This window comes from Stutzerimonas stutzeri (assembly GCF_013522825.1).
GTDB lineage: Bacteria > Pseudomonadota > Gammaproteobacteria > Pseudomonadales > Pseudomonadaceae > Stutzerimonas > Stutzerimonas stutzeri_AK.
In genome coordinates, this window is record NZ_JAAMQZ010000002.1 from 1 (window position 1) to 24,656 (window position 24,656).

Annotated in this window: 29 protein-coding genes and 2 pseudogenes; 22 read left to right on the plus strand and 9 right to left on the minus strand. The window is 55.6% G+C overall.

Going from position 1 to position 24,656, the window contains the following annotated elements; genetic code table 11:
* A pseudogene (locus tag G7020_RS01455) lies at window positions 1-119 on the plus strand (IS30 family transposase); the annotation flags it as partial.
* A 2-nt stretch (window positions 120-121) separates the two neighbouring features.
* Here G7020_RS01455 and G7020_RS01460 read toward each other — a convergent pair.
* On the minus strand, window positions 122-1,102 hold the full coding sequence (locus tag G7020_RS01460) for an integrase repeat-containing protein (protein WP_181082266.1): 981 nt from the start codon (window positions 1,100-1,102) through the stop codon (window positions 122-124).
* Window positions 1,103-1,150: 48 nt separating this feature from the next.
* A complete protein-coding gene (gene gmtY, locus G7020_RS01465) occupies window positions 1,151-2,524 on the minus strand; it encodes a gamma-mobile-trio recombinase GmtY (protein WP_181082267.1) in 1,374 nt (457 codons plus the stop codon).
* A gap of 110 nt (window positions 2,525-2,634) precedes the next feature.
* Between gmtY and G7020_RS01470 the strand changes: the two genes are divergently transcribed.
* The 4 genes from G7020_RS01470 (at window position 2,635) to G7020_RS01485 (ending at window position 4,572) form a co-directional block, all read left to right on the plus strand.
* Window positions 2,635-2,982 carry a hypothetical protein gene (locus G7020_RS01470; RefSeq protein ID WP_336509692.1) on the plus strand — a complete coding sequence of 116 codons (348 nt, stop codon included), beginning with the start codon at window positions 2,635-2,637 and terminating at the stop codon, window positions 2,980-2,982.
* Window positions 2,983-3,347: 365 nt separating this feature from the next.
* On the plus strand, window positions 3,348-3,485 hold the full coding sequence (locus G7020_RS01475) for a hypothetical protein (RefSeq protein WP_169904023.1): 138 nt from the start codon (window positions 3,348-3,350) through the stop codon (window positions 3,483-3,485).
* A gap of 354 nt (window positions 3,486-3,839) precedes the next feature.
* Window positions 3,840-4,142 (plus strand): hypothetical protein, encoded by a 303-nt coding sequence (locus G7020_RS01480; RefSeq protein WP_169904024.1) that lies wholly within the window; start codon window positions 3,840-3,842, stop codon window positions 4,140-4,142.
* Between the two features lie 55 nt (window positions 4,143-4,197).
* Complete coding sequence (locus G7020_RS01485; RefSeq protein ID WP_169904025.1) at window positions 4,198-4,572, plus strand: hypothetical protein; 375 nt, start codon at window positions 4,198-4,200, stop codon at window positions 4,570-4,572.
* A 57-nt stretch (window positions 4,573-4,629) separates the two neighbouring features.
* On the opposite strand, the gene G7020_RS01490 is transcribed toward G7020_RS01485, so the two are convergent.
* Complete coding sequence (locus tag G7020_RS01490) at window positions 4,630-5,313, minus strand: hypothetical protein (protein WP_169904026.1); 684 nt, start codon at window positions 5,311-5,313, stop codon at window positions 4,630-4,632.
* A gap of 254 nt (window positions 5,314-5,567) precedes the next feature.
* On the opposite strand from G7020_RS01490, the gene G7020_RS01495 reads away from it, so the two are divergent.
* The 8 genes from G7020_RS01495 to G7020_RS01530 all read left to right on the plus strand — a co-directional run bounded on the left by G7020_RS01495 (window position 5,568) and on the right by G7020_RS01530 (window position 10,531).
* On the plus strand, window positions 5,568-6,203 hold the full coding sequence (locus G7020_RS01495; RefSeq protein ID WP_181082268.1) for a hypothetical protein: 636 nt from the start codon (window positions 5,568-5,570) through the stop codon (window positions 6,201-6,203).
* A 220-nt stretch (window positions 6,204-6,423) separates the two neighbouring features.
* Entirely contained in the window at window positions 6,424-6,828 is a 405-nt protein-coding gene (locus G7020_RS01500; protein ID WP_169904028.1) for a hypothetical protein, read from the plus strand.
* Between the two features lie 72 nt (window positions 6,829-6,900).
* The gene (locus tag G7020_RS01505; RefSeq protein ID WP_169904029.1) at window positions 6,901-7,488 is read left to right on the plus strand and encodes a DUF262 domain-containing protein; all 588 of its coding nucleotides are present in this window, start codon (window positions 6,901-6,903) and stop codon (window positions 7,486-7,488) included.
* Between the two features lie 110 nt (window positions 7,489-7,598).
* Window positions 7,599-8,090: a phage protein NinX family protein gene (locus tag G7020_RS01510; protein ID WP_169904030.1), complete on the plus strand. Its 492-nt coding sequence runs from the start codon at window positions 7,599-7,601 to the stop codon at window positions 8,088-8,090.
* A gap of 97 nt (window positions 8,091-8,187) precedes the next feature.
* The gene (locus G7020_RS01515) at window positions 8,188-8,631 is read left to right on the plus strand and encodes a hypothetical protein (protein WP_181082269.1); all 444 of its coding nucleotides are present in this window, start codon (window positions 8,188-8,190) and stop codon (window positions 8,629-8,631) included.
* Window positions 8,632-8,834: 203 nt separating this feature from the next.
* Entirely contained in the window at window positions 8,835-9,890 is a 1,056-nt protein-coding gene (locus G7020_RS01520) for a hypothetical protein (protein ID WP_181082270.1), read from the plus strand.
* Between the two features lie 73 nt (window positions 9,891-9,963).
* Entirely contained in the window at window positions 9,964-10,311 is a 348-nt protein-coding gene (locus tag G7020_RS01525; protein ID WP_169904034.1) for a hypothetical protein, read from the plus strand.
* Between the two features lie 4 nt (window positions 10,312-10,315).
* Window positions 10,316-10,531, plus strand: coding sequence for a hypothetical protein (locus G7020_RS01530; protein ID WP_181082271.1), 216 nt, complete (start codon window positions 10,316-10,318; stop codon window positions 10,529-10,531).
* Window positions 10,532-10,706: 175 nt separating this feature from the next.
* Here the strand turns inward: G7020_RS01530 and G7020_RS01535 are convergent, their stop codons facing one another.
* A complete protein-coding gene (locus tag G7020_RS01535; RefSeq protein ID WP_169904035.1) occupies window positions 10,707-11,264 on the minus strand; it encodes a hypothetical protein in 558 nt (185 codons plus the stop codon).
* Between the two features lie 186 nt (window positions 11,265-11,450).
* Between G7020_RS01535 and G7020_RS01540 the strand changes: the two genes are divergently transcribed.
* From G7020_RS01540 to G7020_RS01570, 7 genes are all read left to right on the plus strand, one after another.
* Window positions 11,451-12,155, plus strand: coding sequence for a hypothetical protein (locus G7020_RS01540; RefSeq protein WP_169904036.1), 705 nt, complete (start codon window positions 11,451-11,453; stop codon window positions 12,153-12,155).
* Between the two features lie 118 nt (window positions 12,156-12,273).
* Window positions 12,274-12,453, plus strand: a complete 180-nt coding sequence (locus tag G7020_RS01545) for a hypothetical protein (protein WP_116827117.1) — start codon at window positions 12,274-12,276, stop codon at window positions 12,451-12,453.
* Between the two features lie 95 nt (window positions 12,454-12,548).
* Window positions 12,549-13,049, plus strand: coding sequence for a hypothetical protein (locus tag G7020_RS01550; protein ID WP_169904037.1), 501 nt, complete (start codon window positions 12,549-12,551; stop codon window positions 13,047-13,049).
* Between the two features lie 94 nt (window positions 13,050-13,143).
* Entirely contained in the window at window positions 13,144-13,842 is a 699-nt protein-coding gene (locus G7020_RS01555; RefSeq protein ID WP_169904038.1) for a hypothetical protein, read from the plus strand.
* A gap of 98 nt (window positions 13,843-13,940) precedes the next feature.
* Complete coding sequence (locus G7020_RS01560; RefSeq protein ID WP_169904039.1) at window positions 13,941-14,342, plus strand: hypothetical protein; 402 nt, start codon at window positions 13,941-13,943, stop codon at window positions 14,340-14,342.
* 144 nt (window positions 14,343-14,486) lie between these two features.
* Window positions 14,487-15,779, plus strand: coding sequence for an HNH endonuclease (locus tag G7020_RS01565; RefSeq protein WP_169904040.1), 1,293 nt, complete (start codon window positions 14,487-14,489; stop codon window positions 15,777-15,779).
* 139 nt (window positions 15,780-15,918) lie between these two features.
* Window positions 15,919-16,755, plus strand: coding sequence for a prepilin-type N-terminal cleavage/methylation domain-containing protein (locus G7020_RS01570; RefSeq protein ID WP_258189224.1), 837 nt, complete (start codon window positions 15,919-15,921; stop codon window positions 16,753-16,755).
* Here the strand turns inward: G7020_RS01570 and G7020_RS01575 are convergent.
* The 4 genes and pseudogenes from G7020_RS01575 to G7020_RS01590 form a co-directional block, all read right to left on the minus strand.
* Complete coding sequence (locus G7020_RS01575; RefSeq protein WP_011645027.1) at window positions 16,736-17,698, minus strand: SdiA-regulated domain-containing protein; 963 nt, start codon at window positions 17,696-17,698, stop codon at window positions 16,736-16,738. The two genes, G7020_RS01570 and G7020_RS01575, sit on opposite strands and share 20 nt — an antisense overlap.
* A 44-nt stretch (window positions 17,699-17,742) precedes the next feature.
* A pseudogene (locus G7020_RS01580) lies at window positions 17,743-18,023 on the minus strand (TraR/DksA family transcriptional regulator).
* Window positions 18,023-18,874, minus strand: coding sequence for a universal stress protein (locus G7020_RS01585; protein ID WP_011645025.1), 852 nt, complete (start codon window positions 18,872-18,874; stop codon window positions 18,023-18,025). The pseudogene G7020_RS01580 and the gene G7020_RS01585 overlap by 1 nt, the downstream one beginning before the upstream one ends.
* 14 nt (window positions 18,875-18,888) lie before the next feature.
* Window positions 18,889-20,376 carry a SulP family inorganic anion transporter gene (locus G7020_RS01590; RefSeq protein WP_011645024.1) on the minus strand — a complete coding sequence of 496 codons (1,488 nt, stop codon included), beginning with the start codon at window positions 20,374-20,376 and terminating at the stop codon, window positions 18,889-18,891.
* Window positions 20,377-20,885: 509 nt separating this feature from the next.
* On the opposite strand from G7020_RS01590, the gene G7020_RS01595 reads away from it, so the two are divergent.
* Together G7020_RS01595 and G7020_RS01600 are read left to right on the plus strand one after the other, a co-directional pair.
* The gene (locus G7020_RS01595; protein WP_011645023.1) at window positions 20,886-21,446 is read left to right on the plus strand and encodes a recombinase family protein; all 561 of its coding nucleotides are present in this window, start codon (window positions 20,886-20,888) and stop codon (window positions 21,444-21,446) included.
* A 3-nt stretch (window positions 21,447-21,449) separates the two neighbouring features.
* On the plus strand, window positions 21,450-24,416 hold the full coding sequence (locus tag G7020_RS01600; protein WP_019486346.1) for a Tn3 family transposase: 2,967 nt from the start codon (window positions 21,450-21,452) through the stop codon (window positions 24,414-24,416).
* 32 nt (window positions 24,417-24,448) lie between these two features.
* Here the strand turns inward: G7020_RS01600 and G7020_RS01605 are convergent, their stop codons facing one another.
* Window positions 24,449-24,652 carry a glutathione S-transferase N-terminal domain-containing protein gene (locus tag G7020_RS01605; protein WP_181082273.1) on the minus strand — a complete coding sequence of 68 codons (204 nt, stop codon included), beginning with the start codon at window positions 24,650-24,652 and terminating at the stop codon, window positions 24,449-24,451.
* Between the last annotated feature and the right edge of the window lie 4 nt (window positions 24,653-24,656).

Sequence of the window (24,656 nt, forward strand, 5' to 3'; positions counted from 1 at the left end):
TGACCGTCGAAGCCGTCAATCGGACAGTAGCGAGGATCAATCTACGCCCGCGCAAGCGCTTGGGCTGGAAGACGCCGTACGAAGTGCATACAGGGGTGAGCGTTGCACTTATGTGTTGAATTCAGGACGGATATTTTTTACGAGCACTTTTGTATTTGACACTACTGCTGATACCCAAAACCTTCACAGCGCATCGCACATCGTCTAAGCAAATGTAATTTTCCGGCAACAAAAAGTTTATCCAACCCGGAAAATCTTTATATTTTTCTTTAGGCCACTTTGGCAACCGAGCATCAACCGAGCAACCATTCTGATACTCTACACTGGTGGAGAATCTATATTGCGCAGCAACAGACTTGGCTTCTTGCCAAGTCGAGCACCGCACAACACAAGAATCACTTCCAAATACTTCTTGCCAACTAATCCAATATTTTTCATAAACCGTCTCCGGATGCGCTGGCAACTTTGAATCTTCCTTATGGCGAGTTATATATTCAACCCGACTATTAATGCCAATTCTACGCACCGCCGACATGAACCCTTCGTAAGTCTCATACTTACCCTTACCTTTTTTTATATTTTTAACCTTTATAAAAAACGGCCAACCTTTCCATTCACCGGAGTAAAATTTATTAGGATTACTAGGCAGCAAAGGATCTTCTTTATATCGCGCTTTATAGTCGCAACATGATTTTAATCCTAATCGAACGGCTGCTTCGGAAGCCATACCCATTGTAGGGTATCGAACCGGCTTAATCCGACCGATCCATGCTGAGAACCCTAGATATGCTTCCCCGTAAAATTGACGAGGATTAGATGGTAGCCTCGGATCCTCCTTATAACGCGAGCAATATTCATCAAACGTTTTGATACCCAATCGGTTAACGGCTTCCCCTGCCTCAGCAACAGCACCATAATTTGCTATACCACTGAAAGCATCCCACCCTTTATACTCACCCTTATAAAATTTGGCTGGACTCCACGGCAACCCTGGAATCTCCTTATACCTTTTATAATAAGCTCGCGTATCCGTCACCCCCATCGCCTTAACAGCTTCCGATGCTTCCGCATAACTCAGAAAATATTTATTTTTCTTGTACACGGCACGCCCCTACGAATTAAGCTTGCAGTAAACATTACTGTTTACACATCAGGAAAAGAGACCACTAGCAACTTTCTCAGCATGTTCAAAGCTGGCTCTCAACTCTTCTTCTGTTTGATGCATATAAACCAAGCAGGAATCTGGGTCTTTATGATGCATCGCCTTCTGAATTTCTATCTGGGATAACCCGTACGCATGCAAACGAAATCCATAAGCATGCCTATGACCATGCTCAGTAGTTCCAAATTTTTTTTCATGCTCTAAGCCAATACGGTTGACAGCATTCTTATGCTGACGGGAAAAATTTTTCAAAGTTTCAGGCTCGCCTTTGCTATTTGTAAACGCATAGGGGTGCTCTGATCCAACTGGCGCATCCACCCTCTGACAGCTCAAATAGCGTTCAAACGTATAAAGAAATTCTTTTGCCATCGCAACGGGCGAGAAGTGCACCTGAAAAAAACCTTCAGTAGAGTCATTTAGTAATGGCGCTTTCCAACCAGCATGCAGTGCCTTGGATTTTGGATAATCGGTTCTAGGCATTAACCGATATCGACGCGCTAGATATTCTCTTCGAGAACCATACTGTTTATCGGGAGATGCTCCAAATGCAGGGTGATATATCCTGACTAGAGCTTCACCCCGTTTACGATCGACGATGATATCTTGCAGATAGAGCTGAAATGCCTCACTTTTCCTAACACCACCGTAATGCATTAACAAAGTAAGAGCGCGCCCCTTATAATCTATGAATGCATGTTTTACTGCATCTGGATCTTCGCATCGACGCACCCAGCCATTGATCAGTAAATTATTAATCTCCTTTTCAGGAAATTTCTTCGTAATACGACCGCTTGACTTCGGAGTCCTACTCGTGCGAACACCTCTTACTTTCTCATTCCGCCTCTTCGCCTCATCAGGATCGCTCAAGTGGGATAAGAATACCTTGGCTTCTTTATTGTAATATGCGCACCAATTCATCCTCTCCTCTTCAGTGTTCGCCTTGTGGAATGGGTTTGCGCGCTTTGTGTTGTACTCTGGCTGTTTGGCTAGCCAGTCTGTGTACTTGGTCAGATGAAATAGAAGCGTTCGGAAATCATCAGGTTTTCTGGGCATCCAGTACAAACCACTGGGGTCTAACAGTGAACTGGTATTGATCGTCCCTAACTCGATAGATTGAGCGAACGCAGATAACAGATCTGTTGTGTCCTGAAATCGATCTTTGTTCGCGTTGATGTACTTGATTAAAAGTTTTACCGCGAACGCGCTCCGCTCCCTCCAGGAGGCGCTCTTGGTTTGCTGATCTGCTAGGTATCTTAGGTGCGATACCAAAACCCCTCCCTGCGTCAGCAGACCTGGAAGCTGGATCTCACGGCCCGTCTCGTCGTTTCGATACCTTACATTTACCTTTGCTACGTAGGCCATCGCTCTCGAGCCTCATAGTATTTAGTATTTGTTATGCGGATCTAGCATCAACACTAGTAATTATTTTGGATAAGTCCAGCCCAATTCTCAGAGGAATCAGAGGAAATAGTATGTTTCTGGTTGCGGTGCTAATGCATCATTGGAAGCAGGACGACACGCGCGGCTTCGATCTTTCGCTATGGTTTGGTCAGGAGCTCTGTGGGCTCTGCTACGCCACACCTAGAAAGAGCAAGATCTGCATCAAGATCGTGATTCTCGAGGGCAAGCCAGACAAGTCGCACCCCCTACGAGGTGCCGTGGCTGCGCTGGCGCTGACCGCAATCGAGAACTACGCCCTTATGATCGGTTGTACGGAGATCGAGGTCCAGGAGCCTGCAGCAGGTGCTATCCCGGTCTATGAGAGCCTGGGGTTCGCCTTCGATCCGACGGACCGGCTTGTCATCTCTATTGAGCAGTAATACTATCCACCTAAATCCCGATACCCGAGAGGTGTCTATGCAGAAGCCAAAGCACGAACCGAAACCAATGATGGCAGCACGCTTCCAAGCAGAAGCTCGTGCGGTCCTTGCTAATCGTTCCGTGAAAGCCAGCCGTTTTCTGGACGTAGCAATGTCCAAAGGCCGTGATTTCGAGCCCGTTGGCCGCCTCGCTGGCTGACAAGCATCATTGATTTCCAAAGAGCTGCCCTGACGGGCGGCTTTTTTTGTGCCTGCAATTCACAATACCCCCGGCCGGGTTCGTGGATCCTCCATAAGCATGCTTCTGGCACGCTTGCGAACGCCTCAATATTGCCCTCATTAACTTCCAAGAGTGTGGAGAGATCATGAGCAAGGCTGAAGAAAGAACAATGAAATCACTGCGAAACTGGTGGGCTCAGGGCAAGGCGACGGCCAAGCAGGTCCGCCAGTGCATGGACCTGGAACAAAAGGCTCGGGTTGAGCAGCTGAAATCCCCACTCTGAATCCCAACCAACTGGCTGTACTGGCCGGCCCCGGCTATTCAAGGTAGGAATTATGAGTAAGTTAGCAGCGCTTTTGGGCCCCGCGGACGAGAAGACGCCGTATCAGCGTGGACGTGAAGCAGGCCAGAAGGGAGACCCGGGGCCAGCCTTCCCCAATCCGGATTCGACCTGGGAAGACCGATTGTACGCCCGCGGTTGGTCACGAGGCGCAGATGATCGGGCTGGCCAACGGAGTTAGTTGCCGTCCAACAAAAAAGGGGCCCATGCGGCTCTTTTTTCGTAAAGAGGGTTCTGGCACAGGGTAAGTGGCAACAAGATGGCCATATCAAATTCATCTCATGCAAGGAATTCAATATGGCTACCGCCCACACCATCACACTCGCTTCGGGACTGGCGGTGCCTGTCGTGCAGTACAACTCGACCATCAACGGTAAAGGGTTCTACGTCAGCTTCAACGACCACGACATGTGGATCTATGGCTGCGACACCACTGCGCTAGTGCGTGATCAAATGGATGGGTTCTACATCCTCAATGGTGATCACCGTGCAGCCTACGCATCGCTTATCTCGCAAGGCTTTGAAGCGTGCATGGATTACTTCAAATCCAACATCGGGATCGCAAACAAACGTAGCGACCTTCCGCCGCAAGCCGCCTGAGCCTGATCACCCCACCCTCACGCCCGGGCTCGCCTGGGTCTCAAGGATTCAAATCATGAACCCTGGTCAGACCATGAGTATTCAATCTCTCAAAAGCAACTTGATCGGTGTTATGCCGGTCCTCGATGCGAACCTAGCCGCTGCGCACAGTGAGTACATGGCCGGCGACATACCTGCCGGTGCTTTTCACTATGTACGTTCACGTCATCTGACTGCCTGCGCAGTAGTCTCCCGCGATGACCTTGAGGCCGTAGACGCTTACAAGGCATGCGCGTTCTTAGCGATAGATCTGCGCAATGGAATCAAGGAGCTGACCGAGAGTGTGAAGGACCAGGTAGATGCTTGGTGGCAGTGTTATCGAGATGCGGGTTTTACGGAGCTTCACCCGTTTTTTGAAGCACCTATGCTGCCTTCTACGCCTATCAATTGAGCCATCTCATCAAATTCCAACCCGGTGCCAATGAGACCCGGGTTGAGTTCTTTGAAATCAGTTAGGTCTGAGTGCCGGCACCAACCTGACCAAGTCCAGCCTCCCCATCAACCTCGCGTAATCCTCTGACCACTGGCAGTAGTTCTGTGCGTCACCGTCACCCTCCCCTATCAGCACCAACTGGTGATACACAAGCCCGGTCATCATCGGCATGTGCCGGACTACTGGAGTGTGCTGCTTGCCGGAAAAATAGACCGACTCAGCAAAACTCAGAAGCTCAGATGGGTTTTGGCTTTTGCGATGCTGAGAAGGAAGGATAGTGGTGTCAATGACACACCCATTTTCCAAGGTGATCCAGGCATGAGCATTTATCGGCCGGCCTACAGGACGCCCATCCTGAAAGTCCAACCCATAGCCCCCGGCGACGTCGCGCTGCAGCTGCTCTAGGTCAAGGCCCACATAGAGGCCATCAACCAGCTCGATGTCTCCAACAGTGACGGTATGCCGGACACCCAACTCAAGCAGGATGTATGACAGCTCACGGGCGACTCTGAAGCATTTCCCTGGCAGCACGTCGGTATGCGGGAGAAACTCCGAGAAGTCACGAGCGATCGCATCAACAATCTGAGGTATGTCGATCTTCAACCCTGGAGTGATCCTCAGCGGGTAGTTCGACAATCCACCTGCAATCGCATCGGTCCGCACCATGGCTACCTTGAAAGCGTCTATGTACTCGTGCATTGGTACTTGCTCCGGCGAATCAGTGTCAATGGGCGATGACGATACAGATCGACCAAGGATCAAGCGACCCCAGCACACCATTCCCTGGGCTGGATAACGACCGCATTGGTACCCCACCTGAGGTATTGGAGGTTCGATTAGGCGTGCATTCCAAACGTTGGGGCGGCAGCCTTATTTTCCCCTTGGGAGGTTCTGGCACACTTAGTACGCCCTGATGATGGTTCCACTGTCCAAACAGACTCGGAGCCTCAACCATGAACCCAGCATTTCAAGAAGCCCTCGCCGCCCGCTTGCTCTGGATCAATGTCGCTGCTTTTGCTGGCATCGAAGGGTGCGAGGCTCAAACCGAAGCCGCCTTGGAGGTTGCCTACAACGCGGTGCACGATCTTGCGTCGAATGATGTTCTGACCTACCGCCACTATGGCCCCTGCGTGCCAGTCTTGCTTCAAGACATCCCTGAGCTGGCAGACCAATACAGCCTTGCTCACGAGCTCTATACAGAACTGCATGAAACCAACGTTAAGAGCGGATCGATTGGCAGGCTCTCAGCCAGTTGGTTGCAACCTGAGCCACATGAACACTTCTCTTACACAAGCTGGCTTGCTGCGGTCGATATGGCTATCGCTCAACTCATGGACGCTCGTGTCGGTACGGTTGCACACATTCGCCAAGGGCATTACCGCACAGTGATGCACCAATGGTCACATGGAGAGTCGCCGGTCGACACGGCAGAGGAATGCATTGATGCCTACGAGTGCAACCAGGAAATGTTGGAGGAGGAAGCCCACCGCGCGTACTGCCAGGACATTCACGACACCTATGCGTCGATTGAAGCAGATCTCTGGGCGGGATGGCGTGAGGAGTGTGAAGACCTGGGGCTTGCGGCCTAACACCGGTGGCTAGCGATTCAGTTCGTCAGACCCAATTTGCGAAACCGAATACCCAGTTCTCAGCTCATAGCTCATAGCTCATAGCTCATAGCTCATAGCTCATAGCTGGGATTCGGGCCATGCCAATCCGTCATTTTCAACGAGATGGGGGCTTCTGGCACACCGAATCCTCTACGAATATGAGGCCAATCAAATGCGACCCTTCAGAAAGGAAATATCCATGAGCGCCCACATCCCGGACTATCGCCCATCCGTTGGCCAGACTTTGTTTATGGGATACATGAACGACCAGCCCTACCTTGTGTCTGTAACCGGCTACCACCAAGACGCCCGCTTTACGAAAGAGCAGATCGAATTCACTGTCTGCAAAGACGGCAAGGCGCACAGCTCGAGCATCGATCTCTTCAAGTTCTACCCGGACGCCCCGATCGATAGTCAATTCGTCTTCTGCGTGGTGCAGACGTCATTCGATGGGCGGGAGCTTCTTGAGGTAGAAGAAGCCTACTTCTTCGATGCGACAACCGCGTTTGCGCACAAGACCAGCCTGGAATCTGGCGTGATCAAATCCCGACTGGATCTGCATGACAAAGACCGGACCTTCCGCGTACAGGTTGAGATGGTGTAAGCCTGGCTACCACCGACATACTGGCCCCACAAAAGTACGGACACTGGTTGTCCCTGAATACGGATTACAGCAATGGCACGTCAGATCAGCGAATTCGAGCAGCAACTGAATAAACTCATCAATCCACTGCGCACCGCACGCTGGTCAGCGGACTACCGCTGGGATGGCTTGGAGCGCGCATTGAGTGGTCTCGGTGAAGATTATGGTGGATTGGAGATGATCCCGGACTTCCAGCGCGGGCATGTTTGGACACACGATCAGCAAGCCCACTACATCGAAAACTGTCTGCGCGGCGTTGTACCTGTCAGCGGTTTGCTGATCCAGTTCAATAGCGCTAGCTGGAACGAAATCGCCAAAGCAGATACCGATCTCCCGCCTGGACTGCAATGCGTTGACGGACTGCAACGCTTTACTGCAATCACCGAGTTCGTCAAAGGCAACGTGAAGCCATTCGGGTTCACTGCTAAGGAGTTGATGGGCACGGCGTACAGCGCACGGAAGTTCTACGTGAAGGTCGCTGTCTATGACTTCACCAGCCGCGAGCAACTGCTAACGCAATACCTCGACTTGAACGCGGGCGGCACGCCGCATAGCGCCAAAGAAATTCAGCGCGTGCGTGAGCTGCTGGAACAAGCCAAGAAAGTCGTCGACCCCAACTAACCGGGCGAACCCTAAACCTGGAACGATGGAAATGTCGGCGATGTTTCGGCTTCTGGCACACCGCCAATCAAGGCAGCATAGAGGTATTGATTCCAGCCGAGGACACCGAAATGACCGCCCACGCTCCCATCCTGCCCGACCAGTCCCAAGCACTTTCGGGTTTCGTACGAATCTATCTTGAGGAACTGGACGGTCCAGCCCTGGACTGGGCGGTTGCTCAAGCGGCCGGGATCAAGGTTCAGATAGAGTGCCCCCAATACCAGAACCTCACACGAGCCTATCGCGTTACCTCGCGGGGCTTGAGCCTGTTCAAGCCGAGCGCAGACTGGGCTCATGCCGGCCCGTTGCTGCGCGAATACCAGGTGGCGCTCAATCCAGAGGCTCACTACGGGGCCGAAGGCACTGAGAACTCCGAGCGCTGGATTGCAAACATCTACTACAGCGGCGGCGAACAATACACCACTGAGCCTGCGCGCAATGAACTCGTAGCGCTTTGCCGTGCCGTCGTTGTCACAAAGTTCGGGGACTGGGTCAGTGTGCCAGTTGAATTGAGTGTGGCACCGGAAGCGGCGTACCCAAGCACAGACGTTGTCATGCCATAAGGCATATACCCATAAAAACCCGCAAGGGGGTTTTCAATGAGGACCCGTTGTTCTGAGGTAAATTGATAGCTTGTCCTGGGCAATATCTGGAAGAGACATGACTGAATATTCACCTACGCTTGGTACCCCGAAGCCTCCTCCACGACGCCAGCTCATCGTGGCAGCCTTCACTGGCTTTAACATGTATTTGATCGGAGGCATGGTTACTCTCGTGCATGTCCTGCCAGAAACAATTGGTCAATATCTCCTGGGGATGACCCTGCTCGTATGGGTTTTCCAATGCTCGGGCGGGCTTGTTTATGAGCTGTACTACCGCAAAGCAGCAGATCGAGCCTTTTGTGCCGCGCTGGTAGTCGTTTATGGGCTGGGCTACGTCTTGTGCATTCAGGGATCGAATCCCCAGCTCCCCACCCCGCCTCAGGGCATTTCTACTAACTTTGTGATCAGCGCACTTATCATCGTTGCACTAGGTGCGATCGCTTCGTTCCTTACTCGATGGACAGTGTGGGGAGACTTTCGCCTCCGACTCATGGGGCTTTAACACACAGAGTCCTTCACAAGGCCCGGCATATGCCGGGCTTTTTGTTGTCCGGCACGAGCAGGTGCATTCGACTCCTCAGAGCAGGTTCCAAGTAGTGCTGTTGAACCCGAACGTCGCTGCTTGGGCGGTTCTGGCACACGCAAAGCACCCTGATACTGACCCTATCGAAACACAGGTTCTAAACACATTCAGGAGTATCAAACATGAGTTCAACCGTTACCACCGGCAAACTGATTGGCGCATTCCGCGGTCAAGACGGCCAGCCTTGCTATGTCATGTTTGAGCAAACCTACGAATCGAACTGCTACCCCCACACCCCTCGCTGGAGCGCCCGGGCAATTGGATCGTCATCGCAGATGATTCGCGCGATCTTTCGTTCTGCCTCGGCCTGCGAAGGCCAATCGCTGGTAGGTGCTGGCGGACGGACAATCACGCCTGAGAGCTATATCGCGGGCTGGCTAGCAGAGATGGCCAACCCTGTCGCGATGGCCAACCTGGACATCATCCTTAAAGCTGGAAAAGAGTGGAATTCTCCGCTGACCATGAGCGCGTTCAACGACTCCAAGCCCGCGATGCAAGCACAGGGCTATGGGACACAGGTCGCGGCGCTTGAGGCCGGCGAATCCGTAGAGCTTTCCCTGTACGCGGACAGCAACCTCTTGGGCACCTTGTATGACGGCATGACTCTAGGCGCACACCGGGTTATTCAGAGCTACAACATCCCACTGAGCAACCCGCGTGACGAAAGCCTGGGCTACAAGCCTCAGAAGGCCAAGGCATACGACGTTACATCGCCGCGCTGCATGCAGGTCCGGGACAATGACAACGTCCTGATGATGGGCAGTGACGGACAGTGGCGCTGTGAGGGCTGGGCATACAGCATCGTTGCCCAGTTCGTAGCCTCGCTTTGGGAAGCAGAGGTTAAGGAGCCAGGCAGCTACCGCAAACGCATTCAGGCACTCCGAGCCTCGGTGGAAAACGCAGAGCCGATGCCTGCCACCGGCGTAAGGGTTATCGTCGACACGACCGTGAAGGTCGAAGACTACAAGCAGCGGACCATTGAGCGCTTGTTGGCGAAGGTTGAACACAGCTCTGTTGGTAAAGAAATCCACTTCGCTATGCCGCAAGGTCAGGACGAGATCTACTCCCTCACCCAGTTCCCTGCCGCAAACACGACTTGGGTCATCGACGCCAAGCCCGCGGCAAAGCCTACCCCGCAGCAAGCACCCATGGAGCAATTGAGTTTCCTGGCAGGCTGAATTCAGGTCGATCGTGCGGTGGCCAGTTACAATGCCGATCATGGCCACCGCGCATAAACTTCGGAGTGTATTCGTGAACAATCCCGCAACCACTGAACGCCCAGGTTTGAAGCTCCTCGCAATCGAAGCCAGGCCCGAGTCATTCGCTTTCCACTACAGCCGCGACGGCCGTGAGTGGGCGGTTGAACTGGGTGCGGTAGCGAGCGAGAAACTGCAAGACCTGATCAACGGCGCGTCCGACCTGGATCAAGCAACGCTCAGCGAGCTCCGCAAGTTTGGCCTCGTGGTGTTGAATCCGGATGGCGGAATTAAATACCCGGTCTCAGTGACCGAGATCGGATTCAGAACTGCCAAAGGTCTGGCCGAAATTCAAACCGCGCCAGCGGTGCCAGGCCGGATGCTCATCACAGACCCTGAGTGAGTTTATGATTACGACACAGCAACGCGAATACACCGTGGCCATGGCTTCATCCGGCAATAGCTATCTGATTCACCGTTTCTTCCACGAGGTGCTTTCAGGCGGGACGGGACAGGAATCGCATATTTACAGCTCAAAGTGCGGCAGCGTAGCTGTTCCAGGGATAGATCGGGATCCTGAGTTGGTAAAAACGTCAAAGCGCTGCAAGCGTTGCTTCAAATGAGTGAGCCCGGCACTGTCCGGGCTTTTTGTGACCTGCACTTGGACTCGCCTTTAAATCCTCAGTGAGGAATTCGCCCTAAGCTGAGGGATTGGTAGAGACGGGCGAGTTTATTCAGACCCACCCCAGACTCAGGGATGTTCGGGGGAACTCAAGCTTGCGAATACTCAGATGAAGATTAGATAAATGCCGTTGGGCACGACTGTTCAATTGGATGCTGGACGGGACTTTTCCCGGGCGTTTGAAACTCATCACCGGCCAACACTCTCTCGCAAAGCTGCTTCACAAATGCAATATGAGCTGCTTGTTTGGCCCCTTTCTCCGTCGAGTCTTTGACTCTGACCCTTACAGACCCATGCAGAAAAGCGGCCTGCATGAATATCGAATGGGTATAGACATTTTTTATCAGGCAGCGGCGCTTGATTTCAGTAAGAAAGGTGATCGCATCTGGAGCGCGGGGTAACGTGTTGATGACGTGGGAGCAGACCTCCGCATGGGTTGCTAGATCCGGCACCACATCTGCGATGTAATCCAAAGCTACTGAACTGCGCGTCATCAAGGCATGACGCAAAGCGGTTTCACTCACAATCTCACATGATTCAAAGTCGAAGACCTCAGCATTGGTCGGAGCTATACGGCCACTACGATTCCCGCGCCTGGTGTTTGAAGCCGAGCCTTCTGGTGAACCATCAAGCCCGATTTCGTACATGGATCTACTTTCTAAAAGATTGCTCACTCAAATCTACCTTCTGAATCGAACAGCCTTGTAGCACGGCGTTTTTGACCCAGGCAATCCAATAACTGCAAGGATAAATCCGAGCCCAACAATTTAGTTCATTTGCGGTGAAAGCCTGAGGTTCTGCCACAACGAAAATGGCATCAGCATGTGATCATCTAGTCCAATGACTCATGAGTACAACCAATGAAATCCACCCTGACTTCGGCCGCAGGCCTGCGCTTCGTCAAGTTCGACATCGAGCGCTGCATTCGTATCGTGACTGAGGACGGCGAACATTGCCTGCCGATTGACCCTCGGCAGTGTGAAGACATTCTAGCGCCGATTGCCCTGGATGGATCGTTGAGCATCGGAGACCACCAGCGTTTGAATCTCATCACCATTGAAATTGGTGGCGCTTCCTACGCGGCTATGGACACCATCGATGGGGAGCTCTACCAGCGGGCTGCCAATGCAGAATCCGACGATTACTCGCACATCTTCTCAGAAGGTTCGTATGGAGGCGTCGTGTGGCGCGTTGTGGGCTACCTCTCCAACCGTCCTGGCGATGCCTTGCAGCTGAACAGCGGTAATGACGAAGCAGGCGTGCGGGCAGCCCTGGGCGCTTTCCAGTCGCTTCTTTCGCCAGCACCTGCACCCTCCCCAACTCGTGTGGTAGTGGAACTCTCCGATGGCGGCTTGGTGGGCATACATAGCCAACAACCTGTCGAGGCCATCGTTGTGTGCTTCGACCACGAGGATGAAAGCAATGGAAGTGTCAGCGAACAGGCACAGTGGTTCAAGGACAATGCCGGCAAGACTGCGGCGATCTGGCATCACCGCGACAATGCAACAGAGGAGATGCAGGCCTTCTTCGCCAAGGCAGCAGAGCGCTCCACCGCCCCAAGTTGAAACTCTGACCGCTGGCCCACCAGCGCCGGTATTCGGCAACTATTGTTATCGTCGAATTCCGAGATGTCGAGCGCGGTACCGGGCTAGAATCCACTTAACGCGTACTGAGGAGAACCCAATGCAAATTCAACCCGAAACAACGTATCGGTTCACTAAGAGCGGCAACCTTGTCCGCACCAAATCACCCACTGACTACGGCGGACGTGGCAACTGGGTTGTTGCCCGCATCGACACCGGAAAAGAAATGATTGTGCCGGGACGTGCTCTGATCGATCCCGACCATCCGGATTGGTCTTAGGGAGCGCTGGAAATACAGAGTGTGCCGTAGGTTCTGGCACACTCAGAGCGACCTCACAATGTGTCCATCATCCAGCGGACACCATCGAGGTCATCATGCAAGGTAACATCAGCTACCGCCCTTCCCCTTTCCCAATTGCCACTAAAGCCACCAACGGTTTCCGAACGCTGGCTGAACTCTGCACCTTGTGGAATGTGCTCAGCGCCGTATGCCTGACTGATGATGGTGCTGAACTGGACAATTCCTTTCTGCACTTCGACAAGGGAGACGACGTCGCCGATGTCTGGCACTGGTTTGAGCAGCAGAACCCCTTGTTCGTAGCAGCGAGTGCTGGGCAGCACATCGGCGATGACCATCCATTCCGCACCTTGGGATTGGTCGAACAGGCCCTGGCCCACGTCGCAAGCATTCACCCTTCCGTCACGCAAGTCGTCTACGGCGATGATCTGCGCTGGCGCTACTCGGCGAGCGGGGGCGCACCGGTAGCTTTCAATCGCACTGAAAACATCAGCCTTCTCGAAGACGCTGCTGATGAAGCATTCGACCGTGCACTGCAGAACGTGGTCCTCACCTTGGGCAAGGTTAGCAGTAGCTGACTGCCGGCACCTCCTCGCGGTGTACGTGCTTCTGGCACATGATAGTTGCCCTCACGATGAGAACTCATAACCGAGCTCACAAGAGGGCCACTAGATGAACACCCCACGAACTATTCCCGCAGCGGGTCTGCGATTCACGAAGTTCGCCATGGAGCGTTGCCTGCACGTTATCTACGACAGCGGCGAGCACTACATGCCCTTGGACGCCCGCCAGCGCGAAGAGATCCTTGCCCTGGTTGCCAATGCGACCAGGCTGACTGATGAAGACGCCGCCCGCCTGGCGCTCATTCACTGCGAACTTAACGAGACCATCAGTATCGTGCTGGATACCCTGGACAGCCCCCTGTACGCGCTGGCCAGCGACCCCAACGATCTTGAGCACATGCTATCAACTGGTCATTACGCCGGTGTCGTATGGCGCGTGGTGGGCTTCCTGTCTGATACCCCGGACGAAGCCATTCAACTCAACGTCGGGACCTGTGAGGCGAGCGTGCGTCAGGTGCTGGAAGCATTCGAATCCTTGGTTGAGGCAGCAACTGCCCCAGTCCGCCTTGTGGCAGATGTCACTGGTGGCGCACTGCACGGCATCTATGCCGAGCGACCGGCGGAAGTGGCATTCATCAGCCATCACCGTGACGACCTGGACGAGGAGCAGGTCCGGGAAGGCTACACCGCCACCAATGGCCAGCCAGTGGCTATGTGGCTGCAAGACTCTACTGGCGGCGAGAAAATCGTGGTTGACCACTACTTCACCGAGCTCAAGAAATCCGCGCAACGGAGCGCGGCGGCTTAAACTGGGCATTCGTCGCGCCGGCGTCATGCTGGCTATCTCCGGTGCCGCTGGATCAACTGGATGCAGTGGCACCCAATTCTGAATTATGAGGGGGCATCTTGGCTGGGGAAATTTCTGTAACGTTCGGCTTCTACTTCTGCGTAGAGCCACAAACGGTTGAGGGCAAGCAAACTTCCAGCCTTTACGACCTGGTCGAACCAATTGATGAGACGTTGGCTGGACGCTTCTTTCAAGCGGAAGATGAAAATACGAGTCGTTATGCATACGGTTGTGCCAGCGGGTGGTTCGGGCAGGAGATGACAGGCACAGGTAATCTGCCTGCCGGGGACCGCTGGGCAGACTTCAAAGTCCGCAACGGGGATTTCGAAGCGCTCAAGAAGGAGTACCAGCGCTTCATTGAAGACGACAACGTTATTCAATTGAAAGCGTTGATGGATGAGCACTATGGACCGGACTCCTACGAGATCCGCCTGGGATCATTTGCCGGTCAATCGTTCTAAGCCACTTCCTCACTTGATATGCACCCCGGGCTGGTATGGCCGGGGCTCTGTCGCCGGCTATCCAATCCCAGGGTTATCACCGATACTCGTGGCCATCTGCCCTACAGCACTTGTAGCGCGCATCTAACGAGTGACGGATCACCCATGACCACGCTGGCCCGGGGGCGCAAAACCACCCCGACTTCCAAAGCCAAGCCAAAGAAACCAACGGGACGGTTGAGCCGCGCCCAATACGCTGGTTACGAGGCATGGCTTCAATTCAAAGTGGCTTACGTTCTCTATCTGGATGAAAGCACCAGTACAGCAGACCACTCAGAATACGCTCAGTGGTTCGACGGGGGCGTACTGGGCTCGCGTGCGTTTCACCACGACGCTCAAACCCTCACCTCGACAATCAACTTCTCCAGCCTCATCACTTCCCGGCCCGACACCGTCATCGAGGAGGATTTATCAACGCTTCCTACGCACCTGTACGCCCTGGACGTTGAAGACATAGCCGACTTTACGGGTGATGACGTCGTGCAGGCCTGGGAGAGCCGTGCCCACTCTTGTGGCTCACAAGAAGCTGCGGCCGAGATGTTTGCCCTCTACAGGGTGTTGATCGGGGACGATGAGTTTTATGCCGGCGCAACCACCTACCTTTACCACCCAGACGTATTGGCCATCTTCACCCCGATCGCCGAGGCAGAAGCGACAATTCAGAAAGTGTTGGTCGATCTGGAAGCGGCACACGTGCAGGGCCCGGTGATCGATACCCTGCCAGAGGCTGTGGAAGTACCACTGCTCAGCCTGGGCGACATTCGAGACCTCAGCACGGAGCAGCTTAAGTCCGCTTGGGCAAACAGGCCGGATAGCTTCGCGTCACTTGAGGCTGCTGCAGAAACACTGGCCATCCTCCGATCGCTCAACTCGGCTCAGCTGGAGAAGTCCAGCTATCGATTGATGATGGATCACGAACTGATACAGGAGCTTGGGGATTCGCTTCCAAGCGAAAGCGAAGCATCTGCGCCGTCGCCATCAGTCGAGCTGGCCATGCTCAAGGTCGACCGGCGAACAGTGCGCACGCAGGTTTCAGTTATTCGCCCAGGGCAAGCCAATTTTCGGGGGACCATGTTTGCCAGGTACGGAGGGGAGTGCTGCATCTCTGGCTGCAGAGTGGATACCCTGCTGGAAGCTGCCCACATCATTCCCTATCGCGGAGATCAAACGGATGATGTAAGAAACGGGCTGCTGTTGCGGGTAGATCTACACCGCCTGTTCGATGCGCACCTGATAACAATCAATCCGGTCACACTCAGGGTAGAGGTAGCCAACTCCGTAGATGATGCTGAGTATCAAGCCTTAAACGGCAAGCGTATGTTCGTGTTCAGCCCGAAACCGAGGATTCTATTCCTGGAAAGCCATTTCCTAAAGTTCGTTGAGAACACCACATTATAACCAGTTGGTAATTTAAGCGCGCGGCGTCATGCGAAAAGTTAATATGTTAAAAAATGTTAGAAATTAACGTAGGTCTTTTGGGATGACATATTAATTGGATCCAGTATTTTCACGGTTCAATCAATTGGATATCTTTCTAATGCGACCTAAGCTAGACCTTGGCCCTGGCCATGCAGAGGTACAGTCAAGGCAACATATCTCCCGGCATGAATCGACTCAAATTAAGAATCAAGCAGGTTTCACGATGCTTGAACTGTCAATTGGCCTAGCAATAATGGCAATTATTGTTATCTACACCACGCCTAACTTGATCGAAGATCTGAATGAGAAACGTGCGAACATCACAGCTCAGGAGACACAAACGCTGATCGATGCAGCCCGCACTTACAGAATTCGAGAAGGGAAATGGCCAGGAAACGCGACTTGCGCAGATGCATTTTTGGTTCTTCAAAATACAGTACCTCCATTTCTCACTGGGGCACCAGATAAAAACAGATTTAACTCTCTGGTTACGCCGTCCTGCACTCAATATACATTCAGCATTGATCAAACCATCATCAAGGACTGGTCAGGAGTTGTTGCCAATCTTTTGCCATCGACAAAGGAGGTCGACACGTCAAAATCGCTCATTCGCACTACAATCGGCATCCCTGGCACCGAGCCTGCCCTTGATTCCAAGCTTTCCAGGATTGCGACTGGAAACGCCGAACTCAACCGTATGAGAACCGAATTACTTCTCGGCGGAAATGATATTTCTGAAGTAAATGAGATAGCTGCTGTATCGGGGGTTTTCAGCGGAAATCTCTCGGTAAAGGATGCGACCCTGTTACATGGGCTGCTGACCGCAGAAGGCGAGTCTCAGTTTATGAAAAAAGGGGAGCCCGCAGAATTCGGAAAAAATCGTACGCTAACAGCTCAAGTGTCCCGACCACGCCCGACAGTAGCTTGTTGGCTGGTCAATCTGGTTCACGGGTAAAGCGATAGAACAGGTTTGGCTCACTGACCACGTACAAATACCCTTCATCATCGATGGTTACGCCTTCGGCCTGGGGTATGCCTTTCAGCAAACCAGCAAAACCCCTCGCCAAGGAACGGAAACTCACCACCTTGCCCTCATCGGTCATTTCAATCAGCAGTTTCGACTCGTCGCTGAGCAGTATGAGATGGCCACTCTGTTGGTCGAAGACGACCGAAGACAAGTCAGTGGCAAATACCTTGTCCTTTACCAAGTTGGACAGGTCGCGCACGTGCAGGGAAAAACCTCCTGCCAGGCTGGCACGAAGGCCGCCCACTTCCAGCAATTGGCGAGGGTCACGCTCCTTGGTCACAAACAAGCGATCACCTTTCAGGTCGTAGGCGAGCCCTTCAAGGCCTTTGTTGTCCTCCTTGCCAAGCGCCAGGGTCAGAGCTGGATACTGGTCCCGGCTCAATGAACGATCGGGAGAAAGCTTACCGTCTTCGGCGATGGGGACATCCACAATAACCAGGCTCTGCCGGCGCTCCTCGGCGATTACCAGCTGGCCGTTGCCGGCATAGGAGACCGCCTCCACATCGTGGAAGCCATCCAGGTTGTAACGCCTTTCCACATCACCGTCACGACTAAGGGCCAATAGTTCGTTTGGGCCGTTGGTGACTGCCCACAGCAGGTTTAGGTCAGGGTCAAAGGTCAGACCCGAAAGATTGTTGTCCACACCGGGGACCGCCTTAGCATCCAGTTCAACCCGATAGCCAGGCAGCCACACAGAGCGCTCCTGCCAATCGTCGGTGTGCCAGCTGGTCTTTATCCAGAAGTACAAACGATCATCAAGGTGATGGGTGCGGACTTGGAATACGGTGAGCAACACAAGGCACAGCAGTGCCCACATCCAAGCGCTTGCTTTCCGTGTTCGGCTCAGCCAGTTTTTAGCCATCAAATACATTAGGAGCCTCGTTATTTGGGCTGACGCCACGAGTCGTGACGATTTCAATCCGACTCGGTGCGACTCGCACAGGTGATGCACAATGGCGTGGCCGGATCGAACTCCAGACGGCCCGAGGCGATCAACTCGCCGCATTGGTTACACCAGCCATCATTGCTTGCTGCTGGAGTGCATCAATTCTCGACAGACGCCCTACCTTGCTTTGATCCAGCTCTACCGATTGCGAGCGAGACTCAGCGTCTTCCAGCAATTGATCCAGCTCGGCAGCCCGCTGTTCCAGCAGGGTCTTGAAATGGGCAAGATCCAGGGCGTCGTCCATGGACATTAACGCAGCAGTAACAACGGACTGGTGGTGGTGCGGAGCATGCTGGTCGTGGTGCTACCGACCAGGAACTGCCGGATACGTGAATGGCCATAGGCCCCCATCACCAGCAGATCAATGCCATGCTCTTTCTGATAGGCGTGGAGGGTAGGCTCTATCTCGCCGTTCAGGGCCTCGGCGCGAACAGTGAATCCGGCGTTGAGCAGCACTTTCTGCGCCCAGTCCAGCTGCGCCGACGATTCGTCGCTCACGGGCCCAACCATGACCAGGTGGATCGGCAGCCCCTTCAGCAGGGGGCTGGCCGCCAGCATCTCCACACCCTTGCGGGTAGTAGCGCCGCCATCGAAGGCGAGCATCGCGCTCTCAGGCTTTTGGAAGTTGGCCGGGGTGACCAGAATCGGTCGGTGCATGATACGGATCACGCTCTCCAGCTGGCTTCCGACATGCTGACTCAGACCACCGCTAGATTCGCCCTGGCGACCGATGACCAGCAGGCGCGTTTCGGTTTGCAGCTCTTGCAGGCTTTCCAGCAGATCGCCATGACGTTGCTTGGACTCCGGCGCGGCCACGCCATCCTTAATGGCCCGCTCTTTTGCGGCCGCAAGCATGATCCGCCCTTGTTCAAGGGCCAACTTGCCACGCTGTTCATCCAGGGAAGCAAGCTCATCGAGCAGATGCTCGCGGCTGCCAAGGCCGATATTGCCACTCAGATCGGCCGTAACCGGGTACTGGCGCTGATCCAGCACATGCAGGAAGGTCAGCGGGGCTTCCAGGCTCAGACTGGCCCAGGCCGCGTAGTCGCACACGGCTGGAGCCGAGGCGGAAGCGTCTATACAGGCAATTACTTGGGTCATTGTTGTTCTCCTTCTTAGTGGCCCATGAGTTGATCAATGGCGTCGGGTTTATCGTGAACACCGAAGCGATCCACGATAGTGGCGCTCGCTTCGTTGAGGCCCAGCACTTCAACTTCGGTGCCTTCGCGGCGGAATTTGATGACCACTTTGTCCAAAGCGGCAACGGCGGTGATATCCCAGAAGTGAGCACGGTTCAGGTCGATGGTTACCTTGTTTAGGGCTTCTTTGAAGTCGAAGGCCGCGACGAACTTGTCTGCCGAGCTGAAGAACACCTGGCCGGTGACGTTATAGCTACGATGCTCGCCGGCTTCGTCCAGCAAAGAGCTGATCGCCATGTAATGGCCAACCTTGTTGGCGAAGAACATCGCGGCCAGCAGTACGCCGGCCAACACGCCGAAGGCAAGGTTGTGGGTGGCGACCACGACCACCACGGTGACGACCATGACAATGTTGGTCGACAACGGGTGCTTCTTCAGGTTGCGCAGCGAATCCCAACTGAAGGTGCCGATGGACACCATGATCATCACTGCCACCAGCGCAGCCATCGGGATCTGCTTCAGCCAGTCGCCGAGGAATACCACCATCAGTAGCAGGAATACGCCTGCGGCCAGGGAGGACAGACGAGAACGACCGCCGGATTTAACGTTGATGATCGACTGACCAATCATCGCGCAACCTGCCATACCGCCGATTAGGCCCGAAGCAATGTTGGCCACGCCTTGACCCTTGCACTCGCGGTTCTTGTCACTGGAGGTGTCGGTCAGGTCGTCGACAATGGTCGCGGTCATCATCGATTCCAACAGACCGACCACAGCCAGTGCTGCCGAATAAGGGAAGATGATGGCCAGCGTCTCGAATGTCAGCGGCACGTCAGGCCAGAGGAAGATCGGTAGCGTATCCGGCAGTTCACCCATATCACCGACCGTGCGGATATCCAGCCCAACCGACATGGCGACGGCGGTCAGCACGATGATGCACACCAGCGGCGATGGGATGAGCTTGCCGATCTTGGGGACATAGGGGAACAGATAGATGATGCCGAGGCCTGCGGCTGTCATGGCGTAGACGTGCCAGGTGACATTGGTCAGCTCGGGCAGCTGAGCCATGAAAATCAGGATCGCCAGTGCATTGACGAAACCGGTCACCACCGAGCGCGAGACGAAGCGCATCAGCGATCCGAGCTTCAGGTAGCCAGCAGCGATTTGTAGCACGCCACATAGCAGCGTGGCGGCCAGCAGATATTCAAGACCATGGTTCTTGACCAGGGTCACCATCAGCAGTGCCATTGCACCGGTTGCGGCCGAGATCATTCCGGGGCGACCACCGACAAAGGCGATAACCACGGCGATACAGAAAGAGGCGTACAGGCCGACCTTGGGGTCGACGCCGGCAATGATCGAGAAGGCGATGGCTTCAGGGATTAGGGCCAGTGCGACCACAATACCGGCGAGGATGTCGCCACGGATGTTGGATAACCAGGTTTGTTTTAACGAGTGGAGCATCAGAATTCCCAAGGCAATGGATCGCGCAGAACAGCATGGCGCAGGCCATGTGCAGCTGGTCGATACGAGGTCAAATTGTCGGATGTAGAGGAGCTGTGGCGGGTGTTAAAACCTAAAGCACAGCAGAACGCGACCGCTGGCAGAGCAAGCAGTCACAGATGATGCGGGGGGCGAAGCGCTATGGCGGCGTAGGCAGCCAGATCATGTTTTGCAGGGTAAGCATGAGGTCTTATCGAGTGTCTTTAGTAACTCAATGGCCGCAACAGTCTACAGGAAGAGGGCAATTTCTGCGAGTCACCCCCGGACTAGGGCGTCCTGTTTGGATGTCAGCCTGAGCTATACCCTAACTGGATGTCAGGCAAGGCCGCACCGCGCCGTCAGAATAGAATCCGCTTTCACATTCTTTGACACATGCTTGCCAAGGTCATAGATTTCAGCCTGACAAATTCAAGGCTTCGGGCGCAATGGAACCAAAAACCAACGTAAGCCCTACAGCCCATGGAGGCATCTTGCAGGGACAACGCATCGGTTATGTCCGGGTCAGCAGTTACGATCAGAATCCGGAACGACAACTTGAGCAAGTTGAGGTCGGCAAGCTGTTCACCGACAAAGCCTCGGGCAGGGACACCCAGCGTCCCCAGCTGGAGGCCATGCTCGGCTTCGTCCGCGAGGGCGACACCGTTGTGGTGCACAGCATGGATCGCCTGGCCCGTAACCTCGATGACTTGCGACGCCTGGTGCAGAAGCTGACCCAGCGCGGCGTGCGTATCGAGTTCCTGAAAGAGGGCCTGGTGTTCACCGGCGATGACTCGCCGATGGCCAACCTGATGCTGTCGGTGATGGGGGCCTTCGCCGAGTTCGAGCGCGCCCTGATCCGTGAGCGGCAACGGGAGGGCATCGCCCTGGCCAAGCAGCGCGGCGCGTACCGGGGCCGCAAGAAGGCCCTGTCCGACGAGCAGGCTGCTACCCTGCGACAGCGGGCGTCGGCCGGCGAGCCCAAAGCGCAGCTTGCCCGCGAGTTCAACATCAGCCGGGAAACTCTCTACCAGTACCTACGCACGGACGATTGATACATGCCGCGTCGCTTGATCCTCTCGGCTACGGAGCGGGATACCCTGCTCGCGTTGCCGGAAAGCCAGGATGACCTGATCCGCTACTACACCTTCAACGACTCCGACCTGTCGCTGATCCGCCAGCGGCGCGGCGACGCCAACCGCCTGGGCTTCGCGGTGCAGCTCAGCCTGCTGCGATATCCAGGCTATGCGCTGGGCAGCGACAGCGAGTTGCCCGAGCCGGTCATCCAGTGGGTGGCCAAGCAAGTTCAGGCCGACCCAACGAGTTGGGCGAAATACGGCGAACGCGACGTGACTCGCCGCGAGCACGCCCAGGAACTGCGCACCTACCTACAACTGGCCCCGTTCGGCCTGTCCGACTTCCGCGCCCTGGTGCGCGAGCTGACCGAGTTGGCCCAGCAGACCGACAAGGGTTTGCTGCTGGCCGGCCAGGCGCTGGAGAGTCTGCGGCAGAAGCGGCGCATCCTGCCGGCGCTGAGCGTGATTGACCGGGCCTGCTCGGAAGCCATTGCGCGGGCCAATCGCCGGGTCTACCGCGCCCTGGTCGAACCACTCACGGACTCGCATCGGGCCAAACTGGACGAGCTGTTGAAGCTCAAGGCCGGCAGCAGCATCACCTGGTTGACCTGGTTGCGGCAGGCCCCACTAAAACCGAACTCCCGGCACATGCTCGAACACATCGAGCGGCTGAAGACATTTCAGCTGGTGGATTTGCCCGAAGCTCTGGGCCGGCACATCCACCAGAACCGCCTGCTCAAGCTGGCCCGCGAGGGTGGGCAGATGACGCCCAAAGACCTCTGTAAGTTCGAGCCGCAGCGGCGCTACGCGACCCTGGCCGCCGTGGTGCTGGAGAGTACGGCGACCGTGATTGATGAGCTGGTCGATCTGCACGACCGCATCCTGGTCAAGCTGTTCAGCGGCGCGAAGCACAAGCATCAGCAGCAGTTCCAGAAGCAAGGCAAGGCGATCAACGACAAGGTGCGCCTGTACTCCAAGATCGGCCAGGCCCTGCTGGAGGCCAAGGAAAGCGGCAGCGATCCCTACGCCGCCATCGAGGCGGTGATTCCCTGGGACGAGTTCACCGAGAGCGTCAGCGAGGCCGAGCTGCTGGCCCGGCCGGAGGGCTTCGACCATCTGCACCTGGTTGGAGAGAACTTCGCCACCCTGCGCCGCTATACGCCAGCCTTGTTGGAGGTGCTGGAACTGCGCGCCGCCCCGGCTGCGCAAGGCGTGCTGGCGGCCGTGCAGACCCTGCGCGAGATGAACGCCGACAACCTGCGCAAGGTGCCGGCCGATGCGCCCACCGCCTTCATCAAGCAGCGCTGGAGGCCGCTAGTGATAACCCCGGAAGGCCTCGACCGGCGCTTCTACGAAATCTGCGCCCTGTCAGAGCTGAAGAACGCGCTGCGCTCCGGCGACATCTGGGTCAAGGGCTCGCGGCAGTTCCGCGACTTCGACGACTACCTGCTGCCGGCAGAGAGGTTCGCCGCGCTCAAGCATGCGCAGGCTCTGCCCCTGGCGATCAACCCGAACAGGAACCAGTACCTGGAAGAGCGCTTGCAGCTGCTGGACGAGCAGCTGGCCACCGTCACCCGCCTGGCCAAGGACAACGAGCTGCCCGATGCCATCCTCACCGAGTCGGGGCTGAAGATCACCCCACTGGATTCCGCGGTGCCCAATACCGCGCAGGCGCTGATCGACCAGACCAGCCAGTTGCTGCCGCGCATCAAGATCACCGAACTGCTGATGGACGTGGACGACTGGACGGGCTTCAGCCGCCACTTCACCCACCTGAAGGACGGTGCCGAGGCCAAAGACCGGACATTGCTGCTGGCAGCGATCCTGGGCGATGCGATCAACCTCGGGCTGACCAAGATGGCCGAGTCGAGCCCCGGCCTGACCTACGCCAAGCTGTCCTGGCTGCAAGCCTGGCACATCCGAGACGAAACCTACTCGGCGGCCCTAGCCGAGCTGGTCAACCACCAGTACCGTCATACCTTCGCCGCTCACTGGGGCGACGGCACGACCTCTTCTTCCGATGGCCAGCGCTTCCGGGCGGGCGGTCGGGGCGAAAGCACCGGGCACGTCAACCCGAAGTACGGCAGCGAGCCGGGGCGGCTGTTCTACACCCATATCTCCGACCAGTACGCACCGTTCAGCACCCGCGTGGTGAATGTCGGCGTGCGCGATTCCACCTATGTGCTCGACGGCTTGCTGTACCACGAGTCCGACCTACGGATTGAGGAGCACTACACCGACACGGCTGGCTTCACCGATCACGTCTTCGCCCTGATGCACCTGCTGGGCTTCCGCTTCGCACCGCGCATCCGCGACCTCGGCGAAACCAAGCTGTATGTTCCGAATAGCGTCCAGGACTACCCGACATTGCGCCCAATGGTTGGCGGCACCCTGAACATCAAGCATGTCCGCGCCCACTGGGACGACATCCTGCGCCTGGCCAGCTCGATCAAGCAGGGCACCGTCACTGCCTCGCTGATGCTGCGCAAGCTCGGCAGCTACCCGCGCCAGAACGGTCTGGCCGTGGCCTTGCGCGAACTGGGCCGGATTGAGCGCACACTGTTCATCCTCGACTGGCTGCAAAGCGTAGAGCTACGTCGCCGCGTGCATGCCGGACTGAACAAGGGCGAGGCGCGCAACTCCCTGGCCAGGGCGGTGTTCTTCAACCGCCTCGGCGAAATCAGGGATCGGAGCTTCGAGCAGCAGCGCTACCGGGCCAGCGGTCTCAACCTGGTGACGGCCGCCATCGTGCTGTGGAACACGGTGTACTTGGAACGCGCCACCCAGGCGATGGGCGAAGCGGGGAAGTCGGTGGATGGCGAGCTGCTGCAGTACCTGTCGCCGCTGGGGTGGGAGCACATCAACCTGACCGGCGATTATGTCTGGCGGCAGAGCCGCAGGCTGGAGGACGGGAAGTTTCGGCCGCTAAGGCTGCCCGGAAAACCTTAGCGTACGATTTTTTCCGAATTCTGCGGGCTCCCCTATTTGACGATGCCCATGCTGTCGGCCATGGACGTGTCGTCATCGCGCACCAGCACCGGTATCTGGTGCTTGCCGATCAGATGGGTGATGGTCTGCTCGTCATCGGCTGGCAGCACCACGCACTCGGCTTCGATCCCCTTCAGATTCAATGCCATGCGTACTCGGGCACTGAATGGACAGTGGTCGTAGTAATAGAGCTTCATCGTT

Bases quoted from the DNA above. Each gene is read 5' to 3' on its own strand.
- gmtY (WP_181082267.1), bottom strand. From the start codon at position 2,524: ATGGCCTACGTAGCAAAGGTAAATGTAAGGTATCGAAACGACGAGACG.
- G7020_RS01470 (WP_336509692.1), top strand. From the start codon at position 2,635: ATGTTTCTGGTTGCGGTGCTAATGCATCATTGGAAGCAGGACGACACG.
- G7020_RS01475 (WP_169904023.1), top strand. From the start codon at position 3,348: ATGAGCAAGGCTGAAGAAAGAACAATGAAATCACTGCGAAACTGGTGG.
- G7020_RS01480 (WP_169904024.1), top strand. From the start codon at position 3,840: ATGGCTACCGCCCACACCATCACACTCGCTTCGGGACTGGCGGTGCCT.
- G7020_RS01485 (WP_169904025.1), top strand. From the start codon at position 4,198: ATGAACCCTGGTCAGACCATGAGTATTCAATCTCTCAAAAGCAACTTG.
- G7020_RS01490 (WP_169904026.1), bottom strand. From the start codon at position 5,313: ATGCACGAGTACATAGACGCTTTCAAGGTAGCCATGGTGCGGACCGAT.
- G7020_RS01495 (WP_181082268.1), top strand. From the start codon at position 5,568: ATGAACCCAGCATTTCAAGAAGCCCTCGCCGCCCGCTTGCTCTGGATC.
- G7020_RS01500 (WP_169904028.1), top strand. From the start codon at position 6,424: ATGAGCGCCCACATCCCGGACTATCGCCCATCCGTTGGCCAGACTTTG.
- G7020_RS01505 (WP_169904029.1), top strand. From the start codon at position 6,901: ATGGCACGTCAGATCAGCGAATTCGAGCAGCAACTGAATAAACTCATC.
- G7020_RS01510 (WP_169904030.1), top strand. From the start codon at position 7,599: ATGACCGCCCACGCTCCCATCCTGCCCGACCAGTCCCAAGCACTTTCG.
- G7020_RS01515 (WP_181082269.1), top strand. From the start codon at position 8,188: ATGACTGAATATTCACCTACGCTTGGTACCCCGAAGCCTCCTCCACGA.
- G7020_RS01520 (WP_181082270.1), top strand. From the start codon at position 8,835: ATGAGTTCAACCGTTACCACCGGCAAACTGATTGGCGCATTCCGCGGT.
- G7020_RS01530 (WP_181082271.1), top strand. From the start codon at position 10,316: ATGATTACGACACAGCAACGCGAATACACCGTGGCCATGGCTTCATCC.
- G7020_RS01540 (WP_169904036.1), top strand. From the start codon at position 11,451: ATGAAATCCACCCTGACTTCGGCCGCAGGCCTGCGCTTCGTCAAGTTC.
- G7020_RS01545 (WP_116827117.1), top strand. From the start codon at position 12,274: ATGCAAATTCAACCCGAAACAACGTATCGGTTCACTAAGAGCGGCAAC.
- G7020_RS01550 (WP_169904037.1), top strand. From the start codon at position 12,549: ATGCAAGGTAACATCAGCTACCGCCCTTCCCCTTTCCCAATTGCCACT.
- G7020_RS01555 (WP_169904038.1), top strand. From the start codon at position 13,144: ATGAACACCCCACGAACTATTCCCGCAGCGGGTCTGCGATTCACGAAG.
- G7020_RS01565 (WP_169904040.1), top strand. From the start codon at position 14,487: ATGACCACGCTGGCCCGGGGGCGCAAAACCACCCCGACTTCCAAAGCC.
- G7020_RS01570 (WP_258189224.1), top strand. From the start codon at position 15,919: ATGCGACCTAAGCTAGACCTTGGCCCTGGCCATGCAGAGGTACAGTCA.
- G7020_RS01575 (WP_011645027.1), bottom strand. From the start codon at position 17,698: ATGTATTTGATGGCTAAAAACTGGCTGAGCCGAACACGGAAAGCAAGC.
- G7020_RS01585 (WP_011645025.1), bottom strand. From the start codon at position 18,874: ATGACCCAAGTAATTGCCTGTATAGACGCTTCCGCCTCGGCTCCAGCC.
- G7020_RS01590 (WP_011645024.1), bottom strand. From the start codon at position 20,376: ATGCTCCACTCGTTAAAACAAACCTGGTTATCCAACATCCGTGGCGAC.
- G7020_RS01600 (WP_019486346.1), top strand. From the start codon at position 21,450: ATGCCGCGTCGCTTGATCCTCTCGGCTACGGAGCGGGATACCCTGCTC.
- G7020_RS01605 (WP_181082273.1), bottom strand. From the start codon at position 24,652: ATGAAGCTCTATTACTACGACCACTGTCCATTCAGTGCCCGAGTACGC.